Annotated in this window: 22 protein-coding genes; 4 read left to right on the top strand and 18 right to left on the bottom strand. The window is 34.8% G+C overall.

Annotated features, from left to right (window positions below):
• Positions 1-1,206: a hypothetical protein gene (locus ACIGHG_RS23420; RefSeq protein WP_396550792.1), complete on the bottom strand. Its 1,206-nt coding sequence runs from the start codon at positions 1,204-1,206 to the stop codon at positions 1-3.
• Positions 1,207-1,265: 59 nt separating this feature from the next.
• Between ACIGHG_RS23420 and ACIGHG_RS23425 the strand changes: the two genes are divergently transcribed.
• On the top strand, positions 1,266-1,649 hold the full coding sequence (locus ACIGHG_RS23425) for a DUF1433 domain-containing protein (RefSeq protein WP_396550794.1): 384 nt from the start codon (positions 1,266-1,268) through the stop codon (positions 1,647-1,649).
• 76 nt (positions 1,650-1,725) lie between these two features.
• Positions 1,726-2,103, top strand: a complete 378-nt coding sequence (locus ACIGHG_RS23430; RefSeq protein WP_396550796.1) for a DUF1433 domain-containing protein — start codon at positions 1,726-1,728, stop codon at positions 2,101-2,103.
• 282 nt (positions 2,104-2,385) lie between these two features.
• Here ACIGHG_RS23430 and ACIGHG_RS23435 read toward each other — a convergent pair whose 3' ends face one another.
• From ACIGHG_RS23435 to ACIGHG_RS23450, 4 genes are read right to left on the bottom strand one after another with little or no spacing between them, the layout of a single operon-like run.
• A complete protein-coding gene (locus ACIGHG_RS23435) occupies positions 2,386-2,595 on the bottom strand; it encodes a bacteriocin-like WGxF protein (RefSeq protein WP_396550798.1) in 210 nt (69 codons plus the stop codon).
• Between the two features lie 5 nt (positions 2,596-2,600).
• A complete protein-coding gene (locus ACIGHG_RS23440) occupies positions 2,601-3,257 on the bottom strand; it encodes an ABC transporter ATP-binding protein (RefSeq protein WP_396550800.1) in 657 nt (218 codons plus the stop codon).
• On the bottom strand, positions 3,258-5,432 hold the full coding sequence (locus ACIGHG_RS23445) for a hypothetical protein (RefSeq protein ID WP_396550802.1): 2,175 nt from the start codon (positions 5,430-5,432) through the stop codon (positions 3,258-3,260).
• Positions 5,433-5,492: 60 nt separating this feature from the next.
• A complete protein-coding gene (locus ACIGHG_RS23450; RefSeq protein WP_396550804.1) occupies positions 5,493-5,834 on the bottom strand; it encodes a lactococcin 972 family bacteriocin in 342 nt (113 codons plus the stop codon).
• Between the two features lie 624 nt (positions 5,835-6,458).
• Between ACIGHG_RS23450 and ACIGHG_RS23455 the strand changes: the two genes are divergently transcribed.
• Positions 6,459-7,574, top strand: a complete 1,116-nt coding sequence (locus ACIGHG_RS23455; protein ID WP_396550806.1) for a response regulator aspartate phosphatase — start codon at positions 6,459-6,461, stop codon at positions 7,572-7,574.
• Complete coding sequence (locus ACIGHG_RS23460; RefSeq protein WP_396550878.1) at positions 7,574-7,858, top strand: Phr family secreted Rap phosphatase inhibitor; 285 nt, start codon at positions 7,574-7,576, stop codon at positions 7,856-7,858. The genes ACIGHG_RS23455 and ACIGHG_RS23460 overlap by 1 nt, the downstream gene beginning before the upstream one ends.
• A 56-nt stretch (positions 7,859-7,914) precedes the next feature.
• Here ACIGHG_RS23460 and ACIGHG_RS23465 read toward each other — a convergent pair whose 3' ends face one another.
• The 13 genes from ACIGHG_RS23465 to ACIGHG_RS23525 all read right to left on the bottom strand — a co-directional run bounded on the left by ACIGHG_RS23465 (position 7,915) and on the right by ACIGHG_RS23525 (position 23,156).
• Positions 7,915-8,943: a GH25 family lysozyme gene (locus ACIGHG_RS23465; RefSeq protein WP_396550808.1), complete on the bottom strand. Its 1,029-nt coding sequence runs from the start codon at positions 8,941-8,943 to the stop codon at positions 7,915-7,917.
• 81 nt (positions 8,944-9,024) lie between these two features.
• A complete protein-coding gene (locus ACIGHG_RS23470; protein ID WP_396550810.1) occupies positions 9,025-9,234 on the bottom strand; it encodes a phage holin family protein in 210 nt (69 codons plus the stop codon).
• Positions 9,218-9,730, bottom strand: coding sequence for a phage holin family protein (locus ACIGHG_RS23475; protein WP_396550812.1), 513 nt, complete (start codon positions 9,728-9,730; stop codon positions 9,218-9,220). Before ACIGHG_RS23475 ends, ACIGHG_RS23470 begins: the two co-directional genes overlap by 17 nt.
• 56 nt (positions 9,731-9,786) lie before the next feature.
• Positions 9,787-10,080, bottom strand: coding sequence for an AbrB/MazE/SpoVT family DNA-binding domain-containing protein (locus ACIGHG_RS23480; RefSeq protein WP_396550814.1), 294 nt, complete (start codon positions 10,078-10,080; stop codon positions 9,787-9,789).
• Between the two features lie 18 nt (positions 10,081-10,098).
• Positions 10,099-13,227 (bottom strand): phage tail protein, encoded by a 3,129-nt coding sequence (locus ACIGHG_RS23485; RefSeq protein WP_396550816.1) that lies wholly within the window; start codon positions 13,225-13,227, stop codon positions 10,099-10,101.
• 5 nt (positions 13,228-13,232) lie between these two features.
• On the bottom strand, positions 13,233-15,260 hold the full coding sequence (locus ACIGHG_RS23490; protein WP_396550818.1) for a hypothetical protein: 2,028 nt from the start codon (positions 15,258-15,260) through the stop codon (positions 13,233-13,235).
• A gap of 14 nt (positions 15,261-15,274) precedes the next feature.
• A complete protein-coding gene (locus ACIGHG_RS23495) occupies positions 15,275-16,114 on the bottom strand; it encodes a phage tail domain-containing protein (RefSeq protein ID WP_396550820.1) in 840 nt (279 codons plus the stop codon).
• A 6-nt stretch (positions 16,115-16,120) separates the two neighbouring features.
• The gene (locus tag ACIGHG_RS23500; protein WP_396550822.1) at positions 16,121-20,776 is read right to left on the bottom strand and encodes a hypothetical protein; all 4,656 of its coding nucleotides are present in this window, start codon (positions 20,774-20,776) and stop codon (positions 16,121-16,123) included.
• Positions 20,777-20,811: 35 nt separating this feature from the next.
• Complete coding sequence (locus ACIGHG_RS23505; RefSeq protein ID WP_396550824.1) at positions 20,812-21,096, bottom strand: hypothetical protein; 285 nt, start codon at positions 21,094-21,096, stop codon at positions 20,812-20,814.
• A gap of 41 nt (positions 21,097-21,137) precedes the next feature.
• Positions 21,138-21,650, bottom strand: coding sequence for a hypothetical protein (locus tag ACIGHG_RS23510; RefSeq protein ID WP_396550826.1), 513 nt, complete (start codon positions 21,648-21,650; stop codon positions 21,138-21,140).
• A 113-nt stretch (positions 21,651-21,763) separates the two neighbouring features.
• Positions 21,764-22,579, bottom strand: a complete 816-nt coding sequence (locus tag ACIGHG_RS23515) for a hypothetical protein (RefSeq protein WP_396550828.1) — start codon at positions 22,577-22,579, stop codon at positions 21,764-21,766.
• Positions 22,579-22,788, bottom strand: a complete 210-nt coding sequence (locus tag ACIGHG_RS23520) for a hypothetical protein (protein ID WP_396550830.1) — start codon at positions 22,786-22,788, stop codon at positions 22,579-22,581. The genes ACIGHG_RS23515 and ACIGHG_RS23520 overlap by 1 nt, the downstream gene beginning before the upstream one ends.
• A gap of 11 nt (positions 22,789-22,799) precedes the next feature.
• Entirely contained in the window at positions 22,800-23,156 is a 357-nt protein-coding gene (locus ACIGHG_RS23525; protein ID WP_396550832.1) for a hypothetical protein, read from the bottom strand.

The raw sequence follows: 23,156 nt of genomic DNA on the forward strand, positions 1-23,156 counted from the left end.
TTATCGACTCCCTAGCCAATTGAAATTTTCTTCTGCTAACTGACCATCTTTAGCTCGGAATGATTTTGCTGCATGGGCAATTCTTTCTCCAAAGTTATCCAAATTCTTTTGTTCTTTTTGTAAGAGATGGATTAATTCTTCGGCTAAATCAACATCATAAAAATACTCTTGTCCATTTCTTCTTACTTTAGCAATCTCCGCAATGGCTTCATCTACATCATGTTCACTCAACAAATGATATCTTCCACCAGAACCTGTCTCACGCTTTAATTGTCTTTTCAATTCAGCGATGGCTTCTTCTTCTTTTCTTTGAAATTCTTCTATGTTTTTTGCAATGCGTAGTAGTGTATGACTAATTGTTTGAAGTCCCTCTGCTTCTTTAATAATTTCGTCCGGTTCTAATTGTAAGCGAGCACTTCCATTGGCATGAAACATGCCTTTAAATGTTTCTGTTGGATGTTCTCCCATAAGAAACAAAGCAAGCAAATTATCTGTTTTCCCATTACTTTTGACAGTATATTGCCTTCCAACTAATGTTGCTCCAAATTGCAAAAAGTTTCCCACTGCATCTTTTATGTGTGTATAATCAACAATTTTATTATCCATTTCTCCAGAATCTACACGTTTTTTCGCTTTTGAACTTAACAATCGATATATATTAGGTGCGGCATATGTAGTTGCATAAAAATTTCGCTCTGCAGCCACATAGTGAGCTTCTGCAGCACCCTTACTATGCCCTGTAGCGTGAACATAAGTTGGATGATATTTTCCATTAACCATATCAACAAACTCTAAGGAACTATCAAATGATGTAGGAATATTACTCTCAACTTCCTGTTTTGCAATGTTAAGTTCAGTGTTTTTTTTCAATCCAAATGTAATTTGATTAACATCTGTTTCAATATCACCATCACCCTTGCCAAATTCCGTTCCACGAAATGCAAAGATAATAGTTTTATATTCCCTTTTATTCTCTTCAAACTTTTCTTGCTCTTTATATTCTTTTTCTGGCACAACAGCAATGGCTTGTAATCCATTTTTTACTCTTTGACAATCTGCATCTACAGATTCTATCACTTTCCAAACCTTACCATCAATACCTTCTATTTCTTCTCCTTTGTGTAAATAATTATCTTTATAAACTTTACTTGATAATCTAAAATAGTCTTCATCTGTCGCAATGGTATTCTTTTGAAATTCACTCATATGTCTCAACTCATTTCATGGTATATTTTAACTATGATTATAATATAAGGAGATTTTCAATGAATAGGAAAATAATTGTTATATTATCCATTATTTTCATTATATCAGGAGGTTATTTTACAATGAAATACTTAAAACACAAAGAAAAAGAAGAACAGTTTTGGAAGATACAAGAAGCACGAGTAGAAAAGTATATTCACTATAATGTCAAAGATGTGAAATCTATTACGTTTACTAAACGTGATGTAAATCCAATGGGGATTCCTTCTGTAGAAGGATATATAAATAATAATAAAGAACTATGGTTTGATGCTAGCATTAGTACCACGAAAGATTTTGAAGATGATTTTGGACGTTCTGGAGAACTTGGTGAACTTATAAAAAAACCAACAAAATCTGTATCTGAAATTGAAAAAGAAGAAAAGGAAAAGAAACAGGAGTAGTCGATGAAGACTGCTCTTATTTTCTACACTACATTAAAAAAACGATTAATTGGCTTGTAAGGTAAAAGGAGTTTCAATGAAAAAAGTAGCGATATTGATTATATCTGCTGTGGTAATCATAGCAGGAGGGTATTTTATAATGGAATACTTAAAACAAAAAGAAAAAGAAGAACAGTTTTGGAAGACACAAGAAGCTCGAGTAGAAAAATATATTCGTTATAATATTAAAGATGTACAATCTATTACATTTACAAAACATGAAGTAAATCCGATGGGTGTTCCTTATGTAAAAGGCTATATAAATAAAAATGAAAAATTAAATTTCCTCGCTGGTGTTAGTACTACAGAAAACTTTGAAGATAAATTTTCATGTTCTGAAGAACTAGATGAATTGAGGAAACATCCAGTAAAATCTGTATCAGAAATTGAAAAAGAAGAAAAAGAGAAAAAATAAGAGTAGTCAGGAAGACTGCTCTTGTTTTCTACACTACATTAAATAAATAACAAGAGGACATTGGCTGCTAATTGCTAATGTCCTTTTGTTTAATTTAATGATGAAGAGGGTGATAGAAGCTATGTGTATAACTTTTCCCTAATTCCCCCTTTTCGGGGGGATGGGCAAAGTTATACAAATCCATTTTAGTCTCGTGCCATTCATCTTTCTCCCTAAATACAGCATCTCCACTTTGTACCTTGATTCATTAAAATGGATACAAATCAACTTTGGATAATTCTCCTAGTTTATGTAGTGGTTATGTTTTTGTTTACGAATGGATAAAGTCCATTCGATAATTAAATTAAGGATAAAAAAGATCAGAATTATAGAGCACCAAAACATTAAACCACTAGGATCTAAAAACTCGCCGAAAATTCTGAATAAAACTTTACTTATAAGAATGGATAATATTAATAACATACTGTTTATCGCAGATTTAAAAATAAACATTCTAATCACCCTTTCTTAGTAATAGTGAGATTGGTATTTTCTAACCTAATAATTGTATCAGCATATTTGTGTATGTCTGAATCATGAGATGCACAAATAACTGTTTTACCTGATTGTTGTATACTTTTTAACAATTTAAAGATACTTTCTTTATTTTTATCATCTAAATTTCCAGTAGGTTCATCTGCTAAAATTACCTTAAATGGTTTTAGTAAAACTCTAGCTATAGCAATTCTTTGTTGTTCCCCACCACTTAATTGATTAATTTTTAAATTTAATATGGTTCTATCAAGTCCTACCCTATTTAATGCTTGATTTAATTGTTCATCTATGTTTTTATTGTTTTTTTTATTTTCAAATACAAGCATAAGATTATTCTCTACACTTTCATTATCTACCAGAGCATAGTTTTGAAAAACATAACCAAAGTAATTCTTACGTAACTCTTGAACCTCTTTTTTGCTTTTAAATCTTTTACCATCTATTTCAATTAAACCATTACTGACCTTTTCTAAATGGCCAATTATATTTATTAGTGTAGTTTTTCCGCTACCACTCAATCCATTTATTACTACAAATTCACCTTCATCAATTTTTAAATTGATGTTTTTGAGGATTGTTTTTTGATAAAAATTCTTTTCAATATCAATCAAATCTATCAATTATCGTCCCTCCTTTAGTAAATGTGATATATTTTTCTTTAACAAATAATTATCCATTATTTTTAAAATTATCCATTCACTTATAATAAGTATAGATCCAAAGAATACAATTAAAATATCTTTGTAAATAATATAGAAAACGATGATATTGAATATCAGTATTAAATTATTAAATAGCAGAACAGGTTTATTAATTTCATAAAAACCTTTCCCTAATAAATACATTACTTGAATTTTTTGTTTGTTTATCTTATGGAATAGGAAAGCAGTATTACTTAATAAAGTAAAGGACAATAAAGCAAGTGTTAGTAGTATTGTTAATGTAGTTTTCACTTCATTTTCAAGATAAACAATTTTAGTATTAGCGGTACTAAATACTGAAGTAACAAAAGCAACATGACCCTTTGTTTTGCTTTCGTTTAATAACGGTTCAATATTTTTATACGGTTTGTTTGAGCTGTCTTTAAAGTAGATACTCTTAGTAGCATATGCCTTAATAAAAGACGTATCAATAGAGTCATTAAAGAGAATAGCGATAGGATCAGTAATTTTATAATTTTCTGTCGGAGATCCGAACCTGACGGAATAGGTAAAATATTTCTGGTTATTTTTAACATAAATTATATTGACTTTCAAATCATCTTTCGATATTTTTTCTAATTCTTGATTTGCATCTTTATTATATATATCTTTAACCTTAACCTTTTGAAAATAAAAACCCTTAACTAATTCCTCTTTTATGATGGCTTCCTTGTCTTTAAGTTTTTCTGGTACTAAAACATTCAATGTATTACTATCCTTTTCAATATTATCTAATGGATTTTCAGATAAAACACCGTAGATTGGATTTACCTTTAAATAATTTGTATCTATTACTACACTTTTACCGTAAATACCGAATAAATCTTGCTCGTTTTTAATATTTGTTTGATAGAAATACTTTGGTTCACCTTTAAAATCTACTACAGTAAAGTTTTCAGCATTTATCATGAAAGCTTGTTTTTCTATAGTTAACTTATGATATAGTTCCAGAAAGTGATCATTTATCTTTCTATCTAATTGCAAGTCATCCGAGGGCAAGTTTGTTAAGGATAGAGAATATATATTTTTTGTATTTTTCCAGAATTTTAATTGTTCTAATTCAACGTTTAACGTTTTAATATTTGTTAATGATTTTCCTACAAAAAAGAAAACTAAAATAGTTATTACTATTTTACTTGTATTATTAACAATATTTAGATTTCTGGTGTTCTCTTTTCCTTTTAATATATTATTAAGTTGCATATTGAATAGCCTTATATAAAACAAACTTATTATCAATAAGAAGATTAGCAATAATATAATTATTGTTAACACCAGTGATGTAGTAAAGAATTGGAGTACATGAAACAATGCCCCTTTACCATATTGATACACTAGTATCAAAAAAAAGCTAATAAAACTTGTACATGAAATAGATAGTAATATTTTTTTTGCGAAATAACTTACTATGCTTTTCTCGTTCCATCCTAGTAATTTCATAATACCTATTTTTTTAACATGTAATTCTAAATAATAAACAATTGAAAGTAATAATAAAACAAAAGCGATGCCGACTGCGATAAGTTGTTTCGTATCAGTTAAAGAAAATGTAGAATCCAATTTATCCATGACACGTACTTTTCCATAATTAGATAAAAATTTAATAGTTTCCTCTTCAAAGTCTTTTGTATTACTGGAAATATACATTATATTACTTATACCGCTATTCTCTATACTGTTAAAGGAGTATAATGAAATATTTAATATGGAGTCTGGTATATTAAGTGTTCCAATTCGATCTTTATCACTCATATATAATTTTTGATTTGAGATAAATTCCTTACTATCCATTTTTGGTAAACGGCCATTTTTTAATAGATTTTTGTCAAATGTATTAAAGTTTGATCGATAGATATTTACACTCCTATCGTCTAAATAGGTATATTGTTCAATGGATACTTTATGATTAGATGAAAATGAGTATAAACTATTAATAAATTCTGTATAATCTATATCTTGCTTATAATCTATGTATAGCGAGGTTTTATTATCATATAATAGTTTGTTGATTTCATTTTGTAACTGAATAGAATTAATTAAGGAAAAGGTTAAGCAGAAAAATAAAAAAGATATAATAAACAAAAATTTTTTCACTTTCAAGCTCCTTTTCTAAAAAATACGATTCGTTAAAATAACGAATCGTATTTTTTATTACTATTTTGTATTCCATTTTGCTATATTTCCAGATAACGCTGGTTTACAAGATGCGATTGCTTCATATCCTGCATCTACCCAACCACTACTATCACTTGTCCAACCACTCTTCACATAAGTGCTATGTGTTAATTTGTCATGCTCGTATTTTGAGTAATTAGTGTACATTCCATCTATATAATGTGTCCATTTACCACCACCAACATAATCTACCACTCCATATATTGGGTGTAGGTCATAATTAAATTCTCCATGTTGTGAATTTCCAGTTGAAGCAAAAGCACTTACTCCACCTACCGATAACATTAACACCAATGAAAATATAGAAGCAACTTTTTTCATTTTTTCCTCCTTGTTATTAAAGGTATTTTAGTACTTGCATGCTTATGAAACTATAAAATGCAAGTTTTAGTTATGTTTTTTTAGTAGTAGATAGTATAAGCTGGAAAAATATTGTGATGTATACGAAAAAGAAAGTATCTTATAGAAGTTTTGTTTTAACAGCTAGTTTAACTTTAATATGTTTGACTTTAGGTGAATGCTGTAAATTATTTAGACAAAGCTACACATTTGAGAAATATTAGTAATATTATTTATAAATTTTATGGAGGGTATATAAGAAAATGTGATGATTATATTGTTAGGCCTTCTTTCTTTCACTCCTTTCACTTAATTTTAATCATCATTTTTTCTTAATAAAAATGTGTAAATCCGCCTAAATTAAACAAATAATACCAAATATTCTCAAAAAATGTAATATTTTTTGAGAAATCCGAATATCAGAATTCACCATGTTGCTCAAGAAATTTAAGGCCTCCTTTTCAGGGATTTGGGCAAAAACACCCAATCTAAAAAGATAAAAAAACGGAATATTCTATTTATTTTTGAAAAAATATTAATTCTTTTATTTTATTTATCCAAATTATGTTAATATTTAATCAATAATATGTGGATGGGGAGGATATTATGAACGTATCAATAAAAGGGAATGAGCGGGTTACAAAGTTGCTAAATGATTGGTATCAAGCTATGTTGCAACAACAAATATTAAAAGCAACTAATTTAAAACAAGAAATTGAGGAACAAATTAATATTTTAAAAACAGAGGAAAATGAAAAATATCAAGATCAAAATTTATTATTATATTATTCCTTACTAGATTTTAGATACAAGGTATTGACTGACGGTTTAAGCATTACCAAAAACAGCTTTGACATAATAGAAACACATAACGCACCCTCTGACGATTTTCTTTCTTACTACTACAATTTTTTCAAAGCAATACATGCTACTTTAATAACAAATTATAATGAAGCTAGTGAATATTATGAGAAAGCAGAAAAATTATTAAAATACGTACCTGATGAAATAGAACGTGCTGAGTTTTACTATCGTATTTCAACATTTTATAACTACACATATCAACCACTTAAAGTTATTAACTACTCAAATAAAGCGTTAGATATTTTCAATCAACATATAGGCTACGAAACTAACATAGCACTATGTAAAAACCTATTGGGTGGCGTCTGTATTCACCTTAAACAATACGAACAAGCGGAAGAATACTTCACATCAGCTATTGATATATTACGAACGCAAGGCGAAGAAACATTGATTTTACGTGTTCGTAACAACATTGGTTGGTTATACGCAAGCCAAAATCTTTCTACATTAGCTATTCGTCATCTTTCCGAGATTGTTGAGAAACTTCCTAATCACTACAAAGCTATTTTACTGTTAGGTCGTGAGTATTTCAAATTAGGGGAGACAGAAAAAGCGGCTGAACTCGCTAGACAAGGTTCAATTATTTGTAACACCCTAGATGATAAAGTATACAAGCATCACTTTGCTATCCTATGCGAGATGAACCATAACTCTTCGACCGAAAAAATTGAGGAAGTAATTCTTGAAGGAATTGCATATTTTGATAAAGAACAATTATATGAATATACACAAGAATACGCAGAAAAGTTAGCACTTCGCTTTTATGAAGAAGATAATCACCTAAAGGCAAGTAAGTACTTCCATCTATACCACCAAGCTAAGCAAAAAACTTTTGAAAAGGGAGCGTTAAAGTGATGAAGAAACTTGGATTAATTGCGTTAGGGTTAAGTTGTGTCGGAATTTTATCTTTTGGAGTAAGTAATGATTCATCGCAATTATATGCTTATGGGGATTATCCAGCACCACAAAAAACGAATTCAGCTTATAGTCACGCCGATTTACCTATCTCTGCACATGGAGATACACCTGCACCTGCTGATAATAGAGGAGACGGCGGTATTATAAATAATGAAGCGCATGGAGATCACGGTGGTTCTCCTTCTTACGGTCATGCTGATCTTCCTACACCGCAAGCGTAACACTTTAATAGAGTTAAAGAACAAGCCGCCCATCTAAAAATGAGCGGCTTTCTTCATTATCTAAGCCAATGAATATAATCAGCAAAATACACCCAACCGTCATTGATTTGGCTACCATCTTCTTTCCATACACATAACCAATCGCCGTGACGGAAATTGACATATAGGCTCATGGGCTCATTAATTTTAGCTTTTACCGCATCCCCTGTTGATGCTCCATAACGAACATTTATATTAGAAGCGTTAACCCAAATTTGTCCGGCGCTTTTACCGTCTCTATTGATACTAACTGTGTCGTCACGTAACCAGTCATCTTTAGCTACTTCAAACCAAAAATGCTGACCGTCCCAATGCCAATTGTAGTAAGTATGTCCGTCACCTTTAACAACTTGCCGTTTAATCTGTGCGTTTGTGTTTGGTTCACTACGAATGTTAGCAACGTCCGCCGTTGTTGTAAGGTATCCTAAAACTTCCTCTTGTGGAGGAGCAAGTTGAGAATCACTTCCTATAAACCATTCTAGTGACTTATCGCCAATAAGTTTATTTACATCACAGTTTCCGATACCTTCTACATAACCGCCTGTTGCATTATCTGCATATTGCCAAATATCACAAGGATATGCAGGTTTTTTGCCGTAGCGTGGAATCCAAAGGAAATCAGCTTGTACGTTTTGTAGTCCGTATGATCCGTACATATGATGAGATACATAAAATCCTACTTTCCACCCTGCTGCTTTTAACGTGTCTATGAACGCTTGTGACGCTTTTGCTAGGTTAGTAGCACCACAACTATCTAAAGTGTCGTCCTCAACATCTAGGACTAAAAATTTAGCGTTAGGACTAACGCGAGTCATAAAGTCTCTTGCTTCTATAATTGCATCTTCTACAGATACAAAGCATCCGTAAGCATATGCCGCATGTGGGATTCCTCTTTCTTCTAAGTCCTTAACATGATCGTTGTATAAATAATCCGCTTTATTTGAACCATATTGCACACGGCAGATTGCTAAATCAATATTTTGTGCAGCTATGTCCCAATTGATATTATCATTGTATTTTGAAATGTCTACGATATTTTTAGTCATTATTCACTATCTCCTTTTAATTTAGTAAAAATAAAAAAGAGCAATGTCTTTTGACAGTGCTCTTAGCTTCATGTAGCGTTTTTATTGTTCTTTCGTATCATTTGTGTCAGCAAACCATTTACCAGCAGTAGGATTAGAAATAACCCCTGCTGCAACTAAGATTACTAGAATGATATCTACATATTCTTGATATCGTCCTGCATTAAAGTGAGGAATAGTATCCATAAGAACCATTCCTGCCAGCGCAAACAAAGCAACCCATAACCCACGGTTTTTAATTTTTTCTTTCATAGTTATCTTCCTCTTTCTTTGTTCTTTTTTCTGAACGTCTTATTTTTGCTTCAATTTCAGAAGAAACACTTTCTAATAACCAGGTAGGAATCCATTTATCCCAACCGATACGCGCACAATTTGCTGTAAAACTATTAAAAATGTGATAGATTAAGCCACCCGTGACCATGAAAAAGAAAAAGTCCGGCAGTTTAAAGCCCATATCAAACCAATGTGCTAAAGAAGGCAATAAAAAAAGCACGACAGTTCGTGCGATACCTTCAATGCCATATTGTGAGGAATATGTTCCATCTAATTTTGAAGCTCTGCTTCCGGTTATCCAATCCAATGCAATAACCATGCATAAGATAGTGATCCAAACTAAATTAGTTTTTCCATAACATAATTCTATGATGGTCCCAATACCTCCACCGATGAACGCTGCAACCTTGAATTGTGTGCTGCAGATAATATCTGTAATGTCTACTGCGTTCGCTAAATCGCTAATTCGTTCCAAGTCCTCACCTCCTTTCAAGTGAAAATAAAAAAGAGCAGCAATTATTGCTTCCCTGCTTATTTTGGTTGAAATAAGCTTGCACAATTTGGGCACAGTTCTTTTGCGACGCCATTTGGCAACTTTACTAACTGTAACTCTGTCTTGGTTCCGCAGAAGTTACATGGCCGATCGATTGAACTGATAAACATACATTCATTATTTGCAAGGATTTCTACACGTCTACCTACTTGTACACCGATAGCCTCGACGTATTGTTTTGGAATGGTAATAATAACACTACCATCTCCCTTACCAGAGTCTTGTACTTCGGATAAGCTACCTAAATATTGACTTCCTATTTGTTCTGGCATTCTATCACTACTCCTTTTTTATCCATTCGCAAACTTCCACCATTGGTTATTACCGCGGCCATAAAAGCCCCATCCTTGTTCACCAGTCCCCCACCACATCACGCCATTATCCACCATGTAGGGATTACCACCCGAAAATTTTATGCAATTTGTTGTAACAATCTTTGTTTCAAGACCTCTGTTACGAAGTGCATATAATGAATTTTCTGGATTGTACACAATAGGCTTATCATAAGGGACAAGCTGCACGCCATCGGCCCATGCCCAGGCTTGTAAAGATTCAATAATACAGCGTAAAAATACAGTTCCTTCCGGTAGATCTGTATTTGTTGTAACAGAATATCTTTTCCACTTCTTCACCATCGTAACGGGGATATCTACATCTCTTTGTCCTACATGAGATATATATTTAAAACTTTTGTCGTACGCTAGTATCCGCAGTCGTATTTTCGCAGCACCATCCCAATCTACGTCACCATGACACAATGCTGCCGACATGGTATATCGCTTTTTAAGCGAATTATCGAAGTTTAAATATGTGTATTGGCTCCACTGAGCTTTTGTATTAACTTCTACAAACATGTCTCCATACGCTGCGAAATTTATCCCCTCAATGCCTGGTGTATATCCAACCCATTGTACAGTTGGGTCTCCCTCACAGTACCAAACTCCTGGCCTTGCTCCATACTGTGTATCTATTTCATGGCGGGGTCCCGTATACTTATATAATTTTCCTCGAAGATTTTGACGAGGATCGAACTGTAACATTTCAAATGAATGGTCATAGATCATATTGGTATCAGATCGTACAATTTCCTCATTCCCTGTTTCTGGATCAATAAGGCGGAAGTTACCTTGATCTAGTAAACAACCATTTTCATCTAAAGTCATATGAGCGTTTTTAATTTTATTTTTATCTGGATTAATATCACCATTTAAAGATGTTGTTGGTAATGGAACCTTACCATTTTGTACATCATTTTTCGCATTTTGAGTAGCAGCAGTTGCTTTAGTACTAGCATCAAGAGCAGCTGCATCTTGTGTCTCTTTAGCTTTTTGGGTGATATCTTCTTGAATATCTGCCGGTGATACGGAGTATTCATACACCTTGTTTCCAGGTACAACTTGCAATTCATAAATACGAATCCATGCATAACCGTTTGAACCGTTCAGTTCCCTAGCTGTAACACCACCAATGAGTAGATGTACGTTATTATCATCGCGATCAGCTTTAAAGGTAAAGTTGATTTTATAGTAGTAGGTTGTTGCTCCTACATAAATCGGCTCAGTTTTAGTAAAGTCTGTTATTTTAATCTCTTGCAATCGCCTGTTACCGCCTGTAACACTATACATTAAGTGGGTATAACTTAGCTTATCGCCCAGTTCACTAGTTGCTATTTGCATAGATAGTGTGTATTCTTGTCCGGCTTTAACAGAGAAAGTATGACCATCGCCTTGCAATCCAATGGCTGTCCCCTGAGGAACCGTTAAATTTGTTTTGCCGTCAGCTGATTTTGTTTCAATGTATAAACATTGTTTTGCCGTTCCTATTGGTCCGTAAACACCAACACGGCCAATATTCCCCCAAGACTTCCAACCATTTGCATTTTTATTTTGTGTACCCGTAATTAAGTTATTGGCACCAAATGTTAACCCATCGATTTTTGTATTTGTGGCATTATTTGCGGCAGTTTCAGCTTCTTTTGCTTTTTGTTCAGCATATTTTTTCGCGTCTGATACTTTTTGTTCTGCTTGATCTAAAACAGCTTTTTCACTTGCTGTAACGACTCCATCTGCGTATGCAGCTGCTTCTTTTTGAGCAAGTTCCGTTTGTGCTTTCGCATAAGCAGTAGCCGCTTCTTGTGCCTCTTTCGCTTTCTGTTGTGCTTCTGCTTTTGCGATTTCAATAGCATTCTGCTTTGCTACATCTGTATAGGAATTTGCAGAAGAAAGAGCATTATCAGCAAGATCTTTCGCTTTTGTTTCTAATTCATTTTTTGTTTTCAGCAGTTGCTCATACTGTGATTTTTCCGCCTCATCAAATTTTCCATCCAGAGTAGCAGTGGTTACAAAGTTCATGATTTTCATGTTAATTTCTTTGATCTGTTTCATCAGTAAATCTAAATCGAATTTTTCTTCATTTTTGTTTGCGTTACGGTCAATAACATCTTCTCTTTTATTACTAAACTCGTATTCATTTGATTTATTAGAATATGGATGCTCTCGTATTTTAATAATACGAAGATCAAAATCTAATTTCATTTTGTAATGACGTACTAGAGCGCGGTCGCCGATTCCAGGAACACGTTCTTTTTCATTTGGTAATTCTTCATGCGCTACCATAATAGTAATTATAGGAGTATCTTGTACGGCTGCTATTCCCCGTTCACGAGCTGTTTCTACATGTTTAATCTTGTCATCTTCTATCTCGGGCGCTTCCCAATCTTGAATCTCTCTAGGCATGTGATACTTAAGAGGTGATTCATAATAATACATGAATTGATCTCCGCCGCCTTCTTCTTCGGTTGGCTTATGTCCTAAAACACGCACAGAGAAATTACAATCTGTGACATCTACTTTTTTATTAAGCGCTTTGATGTTATACCCGAAGCGAAATTGATAATCTGTTTCCGTGCCGACCTTATCAAAAATGTATACTGTGTACTTACTAAAATAGCATTCTACATCAAAGCGTTTTAAAAGATGCTGCAGCATGGATAAACGATCGTCTTTTCCGAAATTCTCAAACTGTAGTTTCATATTTTTTGTAGAGCAGTTAATAAAAGTGAATCCACTTCCATCCAGTGAAATTTTAAGTACATCATTTAAATTGTAAAGGCCAGTATATTCATCATGAACACGCTTCTTCTTTAAAAGCGATGAAATGTGGATAGCAACACCATCTTTGATGTTGCTGCTATCTTCTTCATGTAAGTATGTTAAGTAATACTCATTGTTATAAATGATAAAGTTATACTCTTTTAACATTGGAAAAGCGAATTTGTTTCGCTCTGTATCGAAAATACGAAAATCTATTACAGAAGGTTCGTTTAATGCATGGTTTACTTCGAAACTGCCAATATCAACAATTTTAAATTGCTCGCCTGTATGAATATCTTCAACTCTTGGTCTTTGTATTTTCTTCATGTTCATCACCAACCGACTTTTAAGTTACGATCAATCTCACAATTGTGATTAGTACCAATTTGTACAACACCGGTCGGACCAACCACATTATCAACAACTTTAGTATCTTGAACATTTTCTATACGCATTGTTCTTGAATGTGCGTTCTGTACAACTGCTCTAAATGTTGTGAAGCTGTACTCGCCAATGTGAACATCCGCTCTGGAATCCCAGTTATTACGATTATTTTCTTTGAAATACCCACCGTTTAAAGTGAAATCTAGTGTTCCATAGCACCACAGACCATCTTCCCAGCACCGTGTGATATCTGGAGCAACAACCGTAATTCGCTGCCCCCAATCGGTTATAATACCTGCCCCGAAATCATCAATCTTCGGTCTTTCAATGTTTACTGCTTGGAATTGTGGAGCAGTATCCCCACGTTTGGACTGAATCCAAATCGCACGAGAAGTTTTTGATTTCCCTCGTATTGCTCGGACACCATAAATTTCAATACCGTATATGGAATCGTTCGCAATAATGCAATGTATACCGTGGCCCACATCTTCCATGTCTATGGCATTTGTTCGTAAACGTTCGATATTTGTAAATAGACCGACATGTTCTACACAGTTTTTAATATCACAGTCGTAATTGAGTTTGCTGTGTTTTACTCCATCAACAACTTTATTCTCACCGCAGCCACGTTTGATATTATTTGCTTTAATAAACACAGTGCCATTGATGCAAGGTGTTTTATCGAAAGGTTTTGCAACAGGGTTGTTAAAGTCTGTATCTGCAGTAGCTATGGTTAACGCGACAACATAGTTTGGATCAGTAGCAGAAGAAAATCCTTCTGCTTGAATTCTAATATCATAATCTTTTACACCATTAAGCAGCACACCATTTTTATCTTTAACATTAATAATCTTTGTATCTATTGTTAAATCAGTCATATGCGAAAAACCAAATGCATAAGCACTAGCATTTTGCATATCAAAAATACCGCCTTTTACGGTGATATTACGAGATTTATCATATCCACCTGTAGTTGGATTGTTGTTTTTGTTAGTAAACATAAACATGCCGGGCAATCCGGCCCATATAAATTTCGCACGTGGATGGACACTTATTGTGCATCCATTCGGAATATAAAGAGTTGATGAAATTTTATATGTACCTTTCCCATATGGAATGTCTAACTTCTTATTTTCTGCTGCATCTAATGCTCTTTGCATTGCTTCTGTTTGGTCTGTACCATCGCCAGTTGCTCCAAAGTAGGCACTAGATACAATTGGGTTAGCAGCAATAATAGCGGCTTCTAAAGAAGAATACTTACCTTTAGCAACCGTTACTTCATTGCGAATATCATCGTATGCACCTTCAAAAGCTAGTGCTTTCCATGCTCCTGGGGCGTTCGTTCCATTCTTTTTAGACATCCACACTTTTTGGTTATCAAAATCGTATAGGATACCTATAGAAGAATTGTTTTTTGCAAACAATAACGGGAATAAAATACCATTCCCACACTTTGCAGGTGCATTAAGAATAGGATTGGTAGTTGTTCCACCCATAAACTGATAAATTTTAAACTCTTTGCTAAAATAGTCGAATAAATCCGTTGGTTTATCAGCGGTTGCAGTCTCATTTAAACGTTCAAATATTCCTGCATCCGTTGTAATCTTGGTTTTTTGGAATAAATCTGTACCATCTAATTTATTTTTTAATTCTTGAAGCAGATCACGCAAGTTTGCTTTTCCTAGTCGCGCTGCCACAACTTCATCAAAATTTGATGGTTTAGCAGCAAGGAAATCACGGATCATTTGTTCTACTACATCCTGTACAGATTTATCACCTTTTTTAATTGCATCGATTAAATTAGCATTATCAGCGTAATATCGACTTTGGAATGCGGTGAATAACCTCAATACATCCCGATAAAGACCTTCTAGTTCTATATCATTGCTATATAAATTGTCGATTTCTTCATTCAAATTCATACGCTCATTTGCACTAATGTCAGAATGTACATAGTTTTTTCTAAGAGATACCATTTTTTCACCTCACTCTATGCATAATAAAAACGAGTGATGATCTTACACCACTCGTACTCTAGAGCATCTATTTCTATTCGATTCTTTCCTGTAGCTAACCAAATTTCACCTTCATCTGCAAATCGTACAAGACTTATTCCGTTCTGATCTGTAATGTGAATTCCATCTAAAACAAATACGCCTGGTTCATCCCTACCAGCATTGTAATAGATAAGCTGATCGCCAGTTGTGACATTTTTAATTTTAATTCGGCTTAAGTTTGCTTTGATGAGCCACTTAATTTCATGTTGTGCAGGATTGATGTCTATAGTTCCTATATTGAGTACATCAAATTTTCTTTCGTCGTACACATAGGACATGTCCTCATCCCACTTTATGCCCATGCCCCACTGCAATAATCCCTTGTCCCATTCTTTTGTATTATCAGTTGTAAAAAGGCTCTCAGCGTAGCCGGTAGGCACGTTAAAATTGACGATACATTCAAACTTAACCTGCCCAGCCTTTCGATTTTCTTGCATATCTTCGTACTGAACTGGCCAACGAATGCCAGGCATATCAGAATACACTAGATAGTAATCTTGTAATCGAGCGAAAAACCCCCTCAATTCCAGTAGTTTTTCTTGTACACCTTGTGTATCTTTACATTCAATCCAAATACGAAGTGAAACAGGAAACTCAGTATACGTACTTGATGTTGTACGTATACCGTAGCTCCCCGGTATTTTTTCTTTCTGCCGTTCCACCTTTGGAGCAGAAGGAGTAAATCCTAGTGTTTTAACTCTTAACTGCTCTTTAAGAGAGATGCTGTTCCCATCTGGAAATAAAAATCTAGTGTCTAACCCTTTATCCATCATAGTTCATCATTTCCCCTGTACTTTCTTAATTTTTTCGTTGCGGATTCGGTATTTTTCCACTATTTCAAAGATTGATTTTCCGTCAAGATATACGTTAACTGGCTGTGTAAGGTCAATATTTACTGGTTGCCCATCGATAGATTGTTGCGCTTGCTGTGCAGTCGGATCTGCTCCAGTAAATTGTGATAAATATCGCGGATCTATATTAGGGGAAAACTGTTGTACATTAAAACTATTCATGGCGCTTTGTAATGATCCAGAAATAGCATCTGACATTTTCCCTAACATGGCAGAAGAATCTACATTTCCAACGCTATTTAATTGATTTATGATTTTATCGAAAAATATTTTCATTCGAGCCGCTAAACGATTAAATACAGCATCGGCAAATGGATCCATTGCATTACCAACTAGAGGTAATGCAGCCTCTTTTCCGGCTTCCCCTAATCCAATGACAGTAGCCTTATTGAAAATACCACCTTTTCTATGCCATTCAATACTTGGGACAGATGGGGGCATCAAACTAAAGTCACCAACAATTTTCGGTTGTGGAAGTCTAGGTAGTTCGGGGAGTTCAATCTTTGGTAACTTTAAATTAAAGTCGAACAAACTTTTGATTTTATCAATCCATCCACTAATAGTGTCTCGAACACTACCAAAAGTATCCTCAATACCATTGCCAAATTCCCGTATTATTTTAACAGCTGCGCTAAATAAGTTAATATTTTCAAAGATTCCTAGGACAGCCTTACCGATTGTATCAGCCGTAATTTCTGCATTTTTTTGTTCGCCAGCCAAACCGTTAATGAATCGTTGTAACAATTCTTTACCGACAGCTAATGCAATAATACCTGCGCCTTCTAAAATGGCGATAAATGCATCTACAATGACCTCGCCTAACTTATCAATGATTTCCGGTTTCTTCTCTTCATAACCTTTTTTCATTTCATCCATTGATTGAGTAGCAGCGCCTTTTATTTCCGGCTTTGTAGCCAAACCACTAAACCAATTTTTAATTTCAGTCCACCATGTTTCTAAAGAAGACTGCCAATTTGATGCAGTTTCAGAAAACCAATTAGAAATACTAGACCACCATGTCCCTAGTTGTTCCTTTATTCTCGATGGAGCATTAGAAAACCAGTCTGTGATGGAAGACCACCATTTTTCGAGGTTTTCTGCCCATCTCGATGTAGTTTCATCAAACCAGGAAGAAATTGAACTCCACCAATTTTCTAGTTGTTCCTTCATGCGGTCTGGTAAAGTAGTCCACCATGTTACTATTGAGCTCCACCATTTTTCAAGCTGCTCTCCCCAACGAGATGTCGTCTCATCAAACCATGAAACGAGTCCATTCCACCATTTTTCGAGGTTGTCTCCCCACAGAGAAACAGTTTCATCAAACCAGGAGGAAATGGCTGTTCCCCATTCACTCAGTTGAGATTTAAGTTTGTCTGGAATAGAAGAAAACCACTCAGACATAGAATTCCATAGTTGCTCATAGAATTTAATGTTTTCATCGTTCTGTTCTTTGAACCATTGAGTTATAGCTTCTTTCCAGCTGACTAGCTTGGCTGATATTTTACTGGGAATAGAATCAAACCAATTCCCCATTTCAACCCACCAAGTCTCAAGATCTTTCTTGATGTCACTAGCTTTATCAGAAAACCAATTAGAAATATCTGTTTTCCATGTATCTAGTTTATTTCTCGCTTTGCCTGGCAGCTCATTAAAGAACGTCTCTATATTGTTGCCCCATTCGTTCAGCTTCGCTTTTGTATTACCAGGTAAGTCCTCAAAAAACTTAATAGTATCGTTGTACCACTGTTGTATTTTTTGAACTGCTTTTTCGATTGGATCAGTCATGCTATCTGGTAAGAGAGCCCATAAATTTTTAAACAGCAGTTTTAAAAGTGATCCTAAAAGTTCGGTGTTTAATTTTACGGCCTGTGAAAACGCTGAGAACATGGTTTTTACACCTTCAACAACACCGTTCCAATCTCCGGAAAGTAACGCAGTTAAAAATTGTGCGAATCCTCCAATAAACTGAAAAAGTACTCCTAACAAATCTCCTACGATTCTAGAAAAATCTTTAAAGAACGAGAGGAAATTAGGGAGTATTTCATTTTTAAGAAATGTTATAAATTCTTTAAAAGCTTTTTTGACATTTTCAATTGCTTTTAAGAATGATTGTATTTCTTGATCGGATAGACCCAAAGATTCAAGTAATTTAACAGTTTGTGTTGTATCACCTTTAAACGCAGCAAATAACGCATCGACATATTTTTTTGCCGTTTCTGCTCCTTGCTGCAATTTCTCATACAAACCAAATACATTTTTCTTAATATCATTGATACTATTGATAATATCTTTTGTGGCTTCTGGAGAAAAACCTAACCGTTCTAGTATAGATGTTGCTTTACCATCATTACCGCTCCAAATAGCAGAAATGGCAGATGAAAACTCCTTCACCTTATCAATCACATAAGTCAGCGCTTTTAAAACAGCAGTGATTCCATCAATGACTAATGAAATTTCGGTAGTCCAAATTTTCATTAAAAATTTAATGACTGGAATTAGACCTTGGACAAGTAAATTTATAACTTTACCTATTGCGTCCCCTAGTCCTTTCCAGAAACTTTCTGTACTACTAGTACCCTCGTTACCTACAAGAGCATTAATGAACGTAAGGAACGCCTGTAAAAGTTCTTGAAACTTAGAAGTCAAAGGGTCTATTGCATCTAAAACCGTGGATTTTATCTGCTCCCAGCCGTTTACAATGGAATTACGGAATAACTCAGAGTGTTTCCATAATTTCATTATTGTTCCACCTAGAATAACAAGTGCAGCTGATACTAGGGATGCCATACCAGCTATTCTAAGGAATCCTAGTACAAGAGGACTGATTGTAGTCCACAGTAAAGTAAAAGCAGCTCTCATTCCCTGGGCTCGTCCAATACCAATGGCCATTGGTGCTAAAATTACCGTAAAAGCAGTGAATAAGTAAGCAAACATCCCAATAAGCTTAACGATATCCGGATTTAATTCATTGAGCTTATTAATAAATTCACCAACTTTTGTACCTGCATCCACTACAACAGCTGCAAGCTCACCCCAAATTTCAACAAATGGTGCAAGTGCCTCAGCCCAGGTAGACTTGAATTTCTCCCATGCAATTCCAAGCGGCTTTAAGCTATCTTCCAACTCTTTGATCTTTTGTTTTGTTTCCTCACGTAATCTACCTAATTCATCTAATGCAGCTTCTCTTGCTAACTTATGTTTTTCTTTCCATAATTCAACGTAATGAGCAAGTTCCGGCTCTGACATGTCACGTAAAGCTTTTATCTCACCGGCTGCTTCTGGCCCCATTTTATAGAGTTCTTCTTTCATCTCGACAGGTATTCGGCCAGATAGATTTTTCATATTATCTACCCACCGTTTATAAATACCAACTTGTTCATCAAGATTTTTCGTTAAAAACTCCGATTTAACAGGCTCTATTTTCATTTCTTTAAATATATTTGAAGCATTATAAATTGCATCAGTCCGCTTTTGTAATTCGTCTTCATATATCTTTGTAATATCCGCTTGTTGTTTACGAATTTCTGCGGGATCTGGCCCAATAGAAGCTTTCGCCATAACAGCTGTAAATCCAGCCAATGCAACACCAGCAACCATTGCTACTTGTTGCATACGCATTAAACCCGTATTAATTAGACGTATACGATCCATTAAATCTTTCATGCTTGCGTTTGGCCCAAGTTGTCGCAAAGCAATATTTGCAGCTGTACCACTTCTGGCCATGCGTTCGAGTCTATCGCCAACCTGCAAAAATGCCCTATCAATACGTTGTATACGACTTGTATCACCAAGAGCATCCATCATCTTTTGAGATTGTGTTTTCATTGCATTCATATGTTCAACAGAACGCATAAAACTTTCGCGATACGCTTCCATTGCAATAGTTGCCCTGTTCGCTGCATCTTGCGTATGAACACCTAGCTGATTAATCATGCTGTTATATGCATGTCCGCCTTGTGCAGCTGCTCTCATCGCTCTATCAACTTGCGCCATTTGATGTTCTAATACACGCATACCAGATTCATATGAAGAAAAATCGCCAGCATCACGTAATTCCTCTAAACGCCTACGTGTATTAGCAACTTCTGATTGGAATCGTCTTAATTGTGCTTGCGCTTGTTCTGTACTAATACGAGCAGTTCCATTGTGATTTAGACCCATCACAGCTAATTGTGTTTCTCTTACATGAGCTGTTAATTCTTGAATAGATCTTGCTGCACTTTTCCCACTGCTATTCGCTGACATCATTCTGTCCAGGCTCACACGATTTCTCACTGCTGCATTTGCTAGTTCATCAAATGAACGAACGCCTTCTCGTGCAGTTTCTCTTAAACCGATACGCGTTGCATTTAAAGCTGCATCAAATCCACGTAAATGATCTGGAAGATTACGTATTGGTCTTCCAATATTTTGTGAGGAACGTTGCACTTCTCGCTCAATTGCGCCAATAGGATTAAAGTTTCGCATCCGTTGTTCTACTCTACGACCTGCTCGTTCTATATAATCGAAAAAATTACTGTATGTCCGTCTTGCCTGCCTATCATCTGCAGTTATATCAATTGTAGAACGCCCTGCATTTCCCATTCATCTTCCTCCTTTCCTCAAAAATAAAAAGAAGCCTAAACATTTTCTTGTTCAGGCTTCTTAATCCACCATTGATCTTTTCTATATTGGTCCTGGTCGTTATTTGTTGGTGTATTTGTTTTTCTTTCTTCTTGCTGCTTTATGGCTTCTTCTAAAGTAGGAGGAAGAATATCGTTTGTATTTCGCCCTGCATTAAAAATAGAGTCAAATAATAACATGTACCCCTGCATTTGTTGCTGTACAGTATGCACATGTTTATCGTACTTATCTTTTAATGCTTGTTTATTCTTTCTTATAAGCCATTCTGGAGTATGATCCAATACATACTCTTCTGTATATCCGTAATACGCTGAAACAAATTCTATTGTTGAGATAATTCCTTGGATAAATTTGTTCCAGGCATGTTCAATGGAATGTCCTCCATCGGCATTGCTGGGAAGAATTTGTCCATTAGATTTTTGAAGTCCGGTAGCTCTTTCTTGAACAGCTTCTTGTACAACTCCCGGACTTGAGTAAAAGTTTTTCCAAGGTTCGTTTTATCAGCATACTCAATTAAAATGTCTAACATTTCATTTAAATCTAATTGCAGCGCTTCTTGATCTGAGATATCAAGAGTGATAGAAAAAATACGAATTAATTGTTCTTCCTTTAAAGATTCTAAGATTACTACATAACGTTCAAATCCCTCTAAATTAGGATCAATAAGAGTTTCGCGGATATTATCATACATACGAATCCCATCAATACCAATGAACTTTACAATCATTATCAGTTTTTTAAGTGAAAGTTTAGGAATCGGTAAGATTTGCCCGTTAGACAATGTAATTTCCCCTATGTTTTCACCGAAATCAATTGCATTTAAAATATTCTTCATTTATATTTCCTCCCTATTAAATAACTGGTTCCTTAACGTACAGGGAACCGATTAAAATGTGTCAAAATCGTGTCTAAGCGTACAATTTTCTTTTTTTGATAAGGTGACCACTATTATGAAATTACTTGTTCTACCTCGTAATAAATGTTTTCTTTCACATTTACGCCGCCCTGTGCGTAGGCATTTAATGCGAATGGCAATGTACGTTTCGCTTTGCTGTACACTTGCTCTTTTGATTCACCACTTACTTTTGTTTTATAGAAAACGGCCATTACTAATGTTCCGTCTTTCTTCTGACTAATTAAAAGTAAAGAAATAAATGGAACCTCAGTCGGTGTACCATAAGCAATAGACTTTGTTCCCAATTCTTTTACAGGGATAACATCAGTAGCAGCTGCATATGCATTAGTAACACCTTTTTCGAGTGTAACTATGTTTCCTTGGACAGCTGCAATACGGATTGTTTCAGTACCAATTTTCACATATGCGTTTGGCTTAAAATCTGCACCTGGAGCAGCATCAAATGAAAGAATAGTTCCCCCAACTGCTAAGGCGCCTTTTATTTTCACTGCTGTACCTAATGTTGGTGGTGTCTCAATAATTGGACTACCAACCAATGCTAGTTGGCGATTTTCCATATTGTTTTCTGCCAATTGAGTAGAAAGTGTATTAACCCAGTTAGTAATAGATGATTCTACATCACCTTGCACTTGATCCACTTGCGTTCCTTCTTCTTCATAACTACGTGCAAGAGTGATGCCCTCCATAGTAGAACCTAAGTCTTTCCAAGGCCCAAGTAAATCATATGTTGATAAATCCATAGCATCACTGATTTTCTTAGGAAGTTCTACACCATATGGTGCCCAAGCTAAACGGCCTGCTCCACCGATAATGTCATTTGCATTTACTTTAAATAAATCTTTACTCATTATTCAGTCACCTCACTAAAATTCCAAGTCGAAACAGACAGCAGCTGCTCCGCTTCTTCTTGTGTAATCATATTTTCGTCTGTACCAATTTCTAAGATTTGTCCAGGATAAATGTCTAGATTATCTCTTAATCGGTATAAAATGGCCCCGTTTCTCTCAACGGGACCATTACATATAATCTTTTTCTTTTGTTTTGTTTTTGTGGCCATGTAATCCCCTCCTATGCTTCTAAATGTTCTAATCGCATATAGCACCACGCTTGCGGTTTATTTGCTTCTGTATCAAATGAAGGAGTTGGAGTTCCTTCTTTTTCACACCACTGCACTTTTAATCCTGTAATAGATGATGTATGTCGTTCCAAGATATTAATTGCATTGATTAATACTTGCATGGCTTCAATATCATCTTTTTCAGAACGTGAAGTGACTTGTAATCTAGTAAATCCTCTACCGCCAGCCGACTTCACACAAATGCATGGATATTTCACATTAATAGGGAAACTATTCCCGTAGCAAGTGACACCAAATATTTTAAAGAAGCGTACAACATGAGGGATTGGATCAATATAATCAATCAA

The organism is Bacillus sp. NPDC077411 (assembly GCF_044543425.1).
GTDB lineage: Bacteria > Bacillota > Bacilli > Bacillales > Bacillaceae_G > Bacillus_A > Bacillus_A bruguierae.

Excerpts from the sequence above, each read along its gene's own strand:
- ACIGHG_RS23485 (WP_396550816.1), bottom strand. The coding sequence starts at position 13,227 with ATGAAGAAAATACAAAGACCAAGAGTTGAAGATATTCATACAGGCGAG.
- ACIGHG_RS23490 (WP_396550818.1), bottom strand. The coding sequence starts at position 15,260 with ATGGTATCTCTTAGAAAAAACTATGTACATTCTGACATTAGTGCAAAT.
- ACIGHG_RS23510 (WP_396550826.1), bottom strand. The coding sequence starts at position 21,650 with ATGAAGAATATTTTAAATGCAATTGATTTCGGTGAAAACATAGGGGAA.
- ACIGHG_RS23460 (WP_396550878.1), top strand. The coding sequence starts at position 7,574 with ATGAAGAAACTTGGATTAATTGCGTTAGGGTTAAGTTGTGTCGGAATT.
- ACIGHG_RS23420 (WP_396550792.1), bottom strand. The coding sequence starts at position 1,206 with ATGAGTGAATTTCAAAAGAATACCATTGCGACAGATGAAGACTATTTT.
- ACIGHG_RS23480 (WP_396550814.1), bottom strand. The coding sequence starts at position 10,080 with ATGCCAGAACAAATAGGAAGTCAATATTTAGGTAGCTTATCCGAAGTA.
- ACIGHG_RS23495 (WP_396550820.1), bottom strand. The coding sequence starts at position 16,114 with ATGATGGATAAAGGGTTAGACACTAGATTTTTATTTCCAGATGGGAAC.
- ACIGHG_RS23500 (WP_396550822.1), bottom strand. The coding sequence starts at position 20,776 with ATGGGAAATGCAGGGCGTTCTACAATTGATATAACTGCAGATGATAGG.
- ACIGHG_RS23430 (WP_396550796.1), top strand. The coding sequence starts at position 1,726 with ATGAAAAAAGTAGCGATATTGATTATATCTGCTGTGGTAATCATAGCA.
- ACIGHG_RS23455 (WP_396550806.1), top strand. The coding sequence starts at position 6,459 with ATGAACGTATCAATAAAAGGGAATGAGCGGGTTACAAAGTTGCTAAAT.
- ACIGHG_RS23470 (WP_396550810.1), bottom strand. The coding sequence starts at position 9,234 with ATGAAAGAAAAAATTAAAAACCGTGGGTTATGGGTTGCTTTGTTTGCG.
- ACIGHG_RS23465 (WP_396550808.1), bottom strand. The coding sequence starts at position 8,943 with ATGACTAAAAATATCGTAGACATTTCAAAATACAATGATAATATCAAT.
- ACIGHG_RS23425 (WP_396550794.1), top strand. The coding sequence starts at position 1,266 with ATGAATAGGAAAATAATTGTTATATTATCCATTATTTTCATTATATCA.
- ACIGHG_RS23520 (WP_396550830.1), bottom strand. The coding sequence starts at position 22,788 with ATGGCCACAAAAACAAAACAAAAGAAAAAGATTATATGTAATGGTCCC.
- ACIGHG_RS23435 (WP_396550798.1), bottom strand. The coding sequence starts at position 2,595 with ATGTTTATTTTTAAATCTGCGATAAACAGTATGTTATTAATATTATCC.
- ACIGHG_RS23450 (WP_396550804.1), bottom strand. The coding sequence starts at position 5,834 with ATGAAAAAAGTTGCTTCTATATTTTCATTGGTGTTAATGTTATCGGTA.
- ACIGHG_RS23515 (WP_396550828.1), bottom strand. The coding sequence starts at position 22,579 with ATGAGTAAAGATTTATTTAAAGTAAATGCAAATGACATTATCGGTGGA.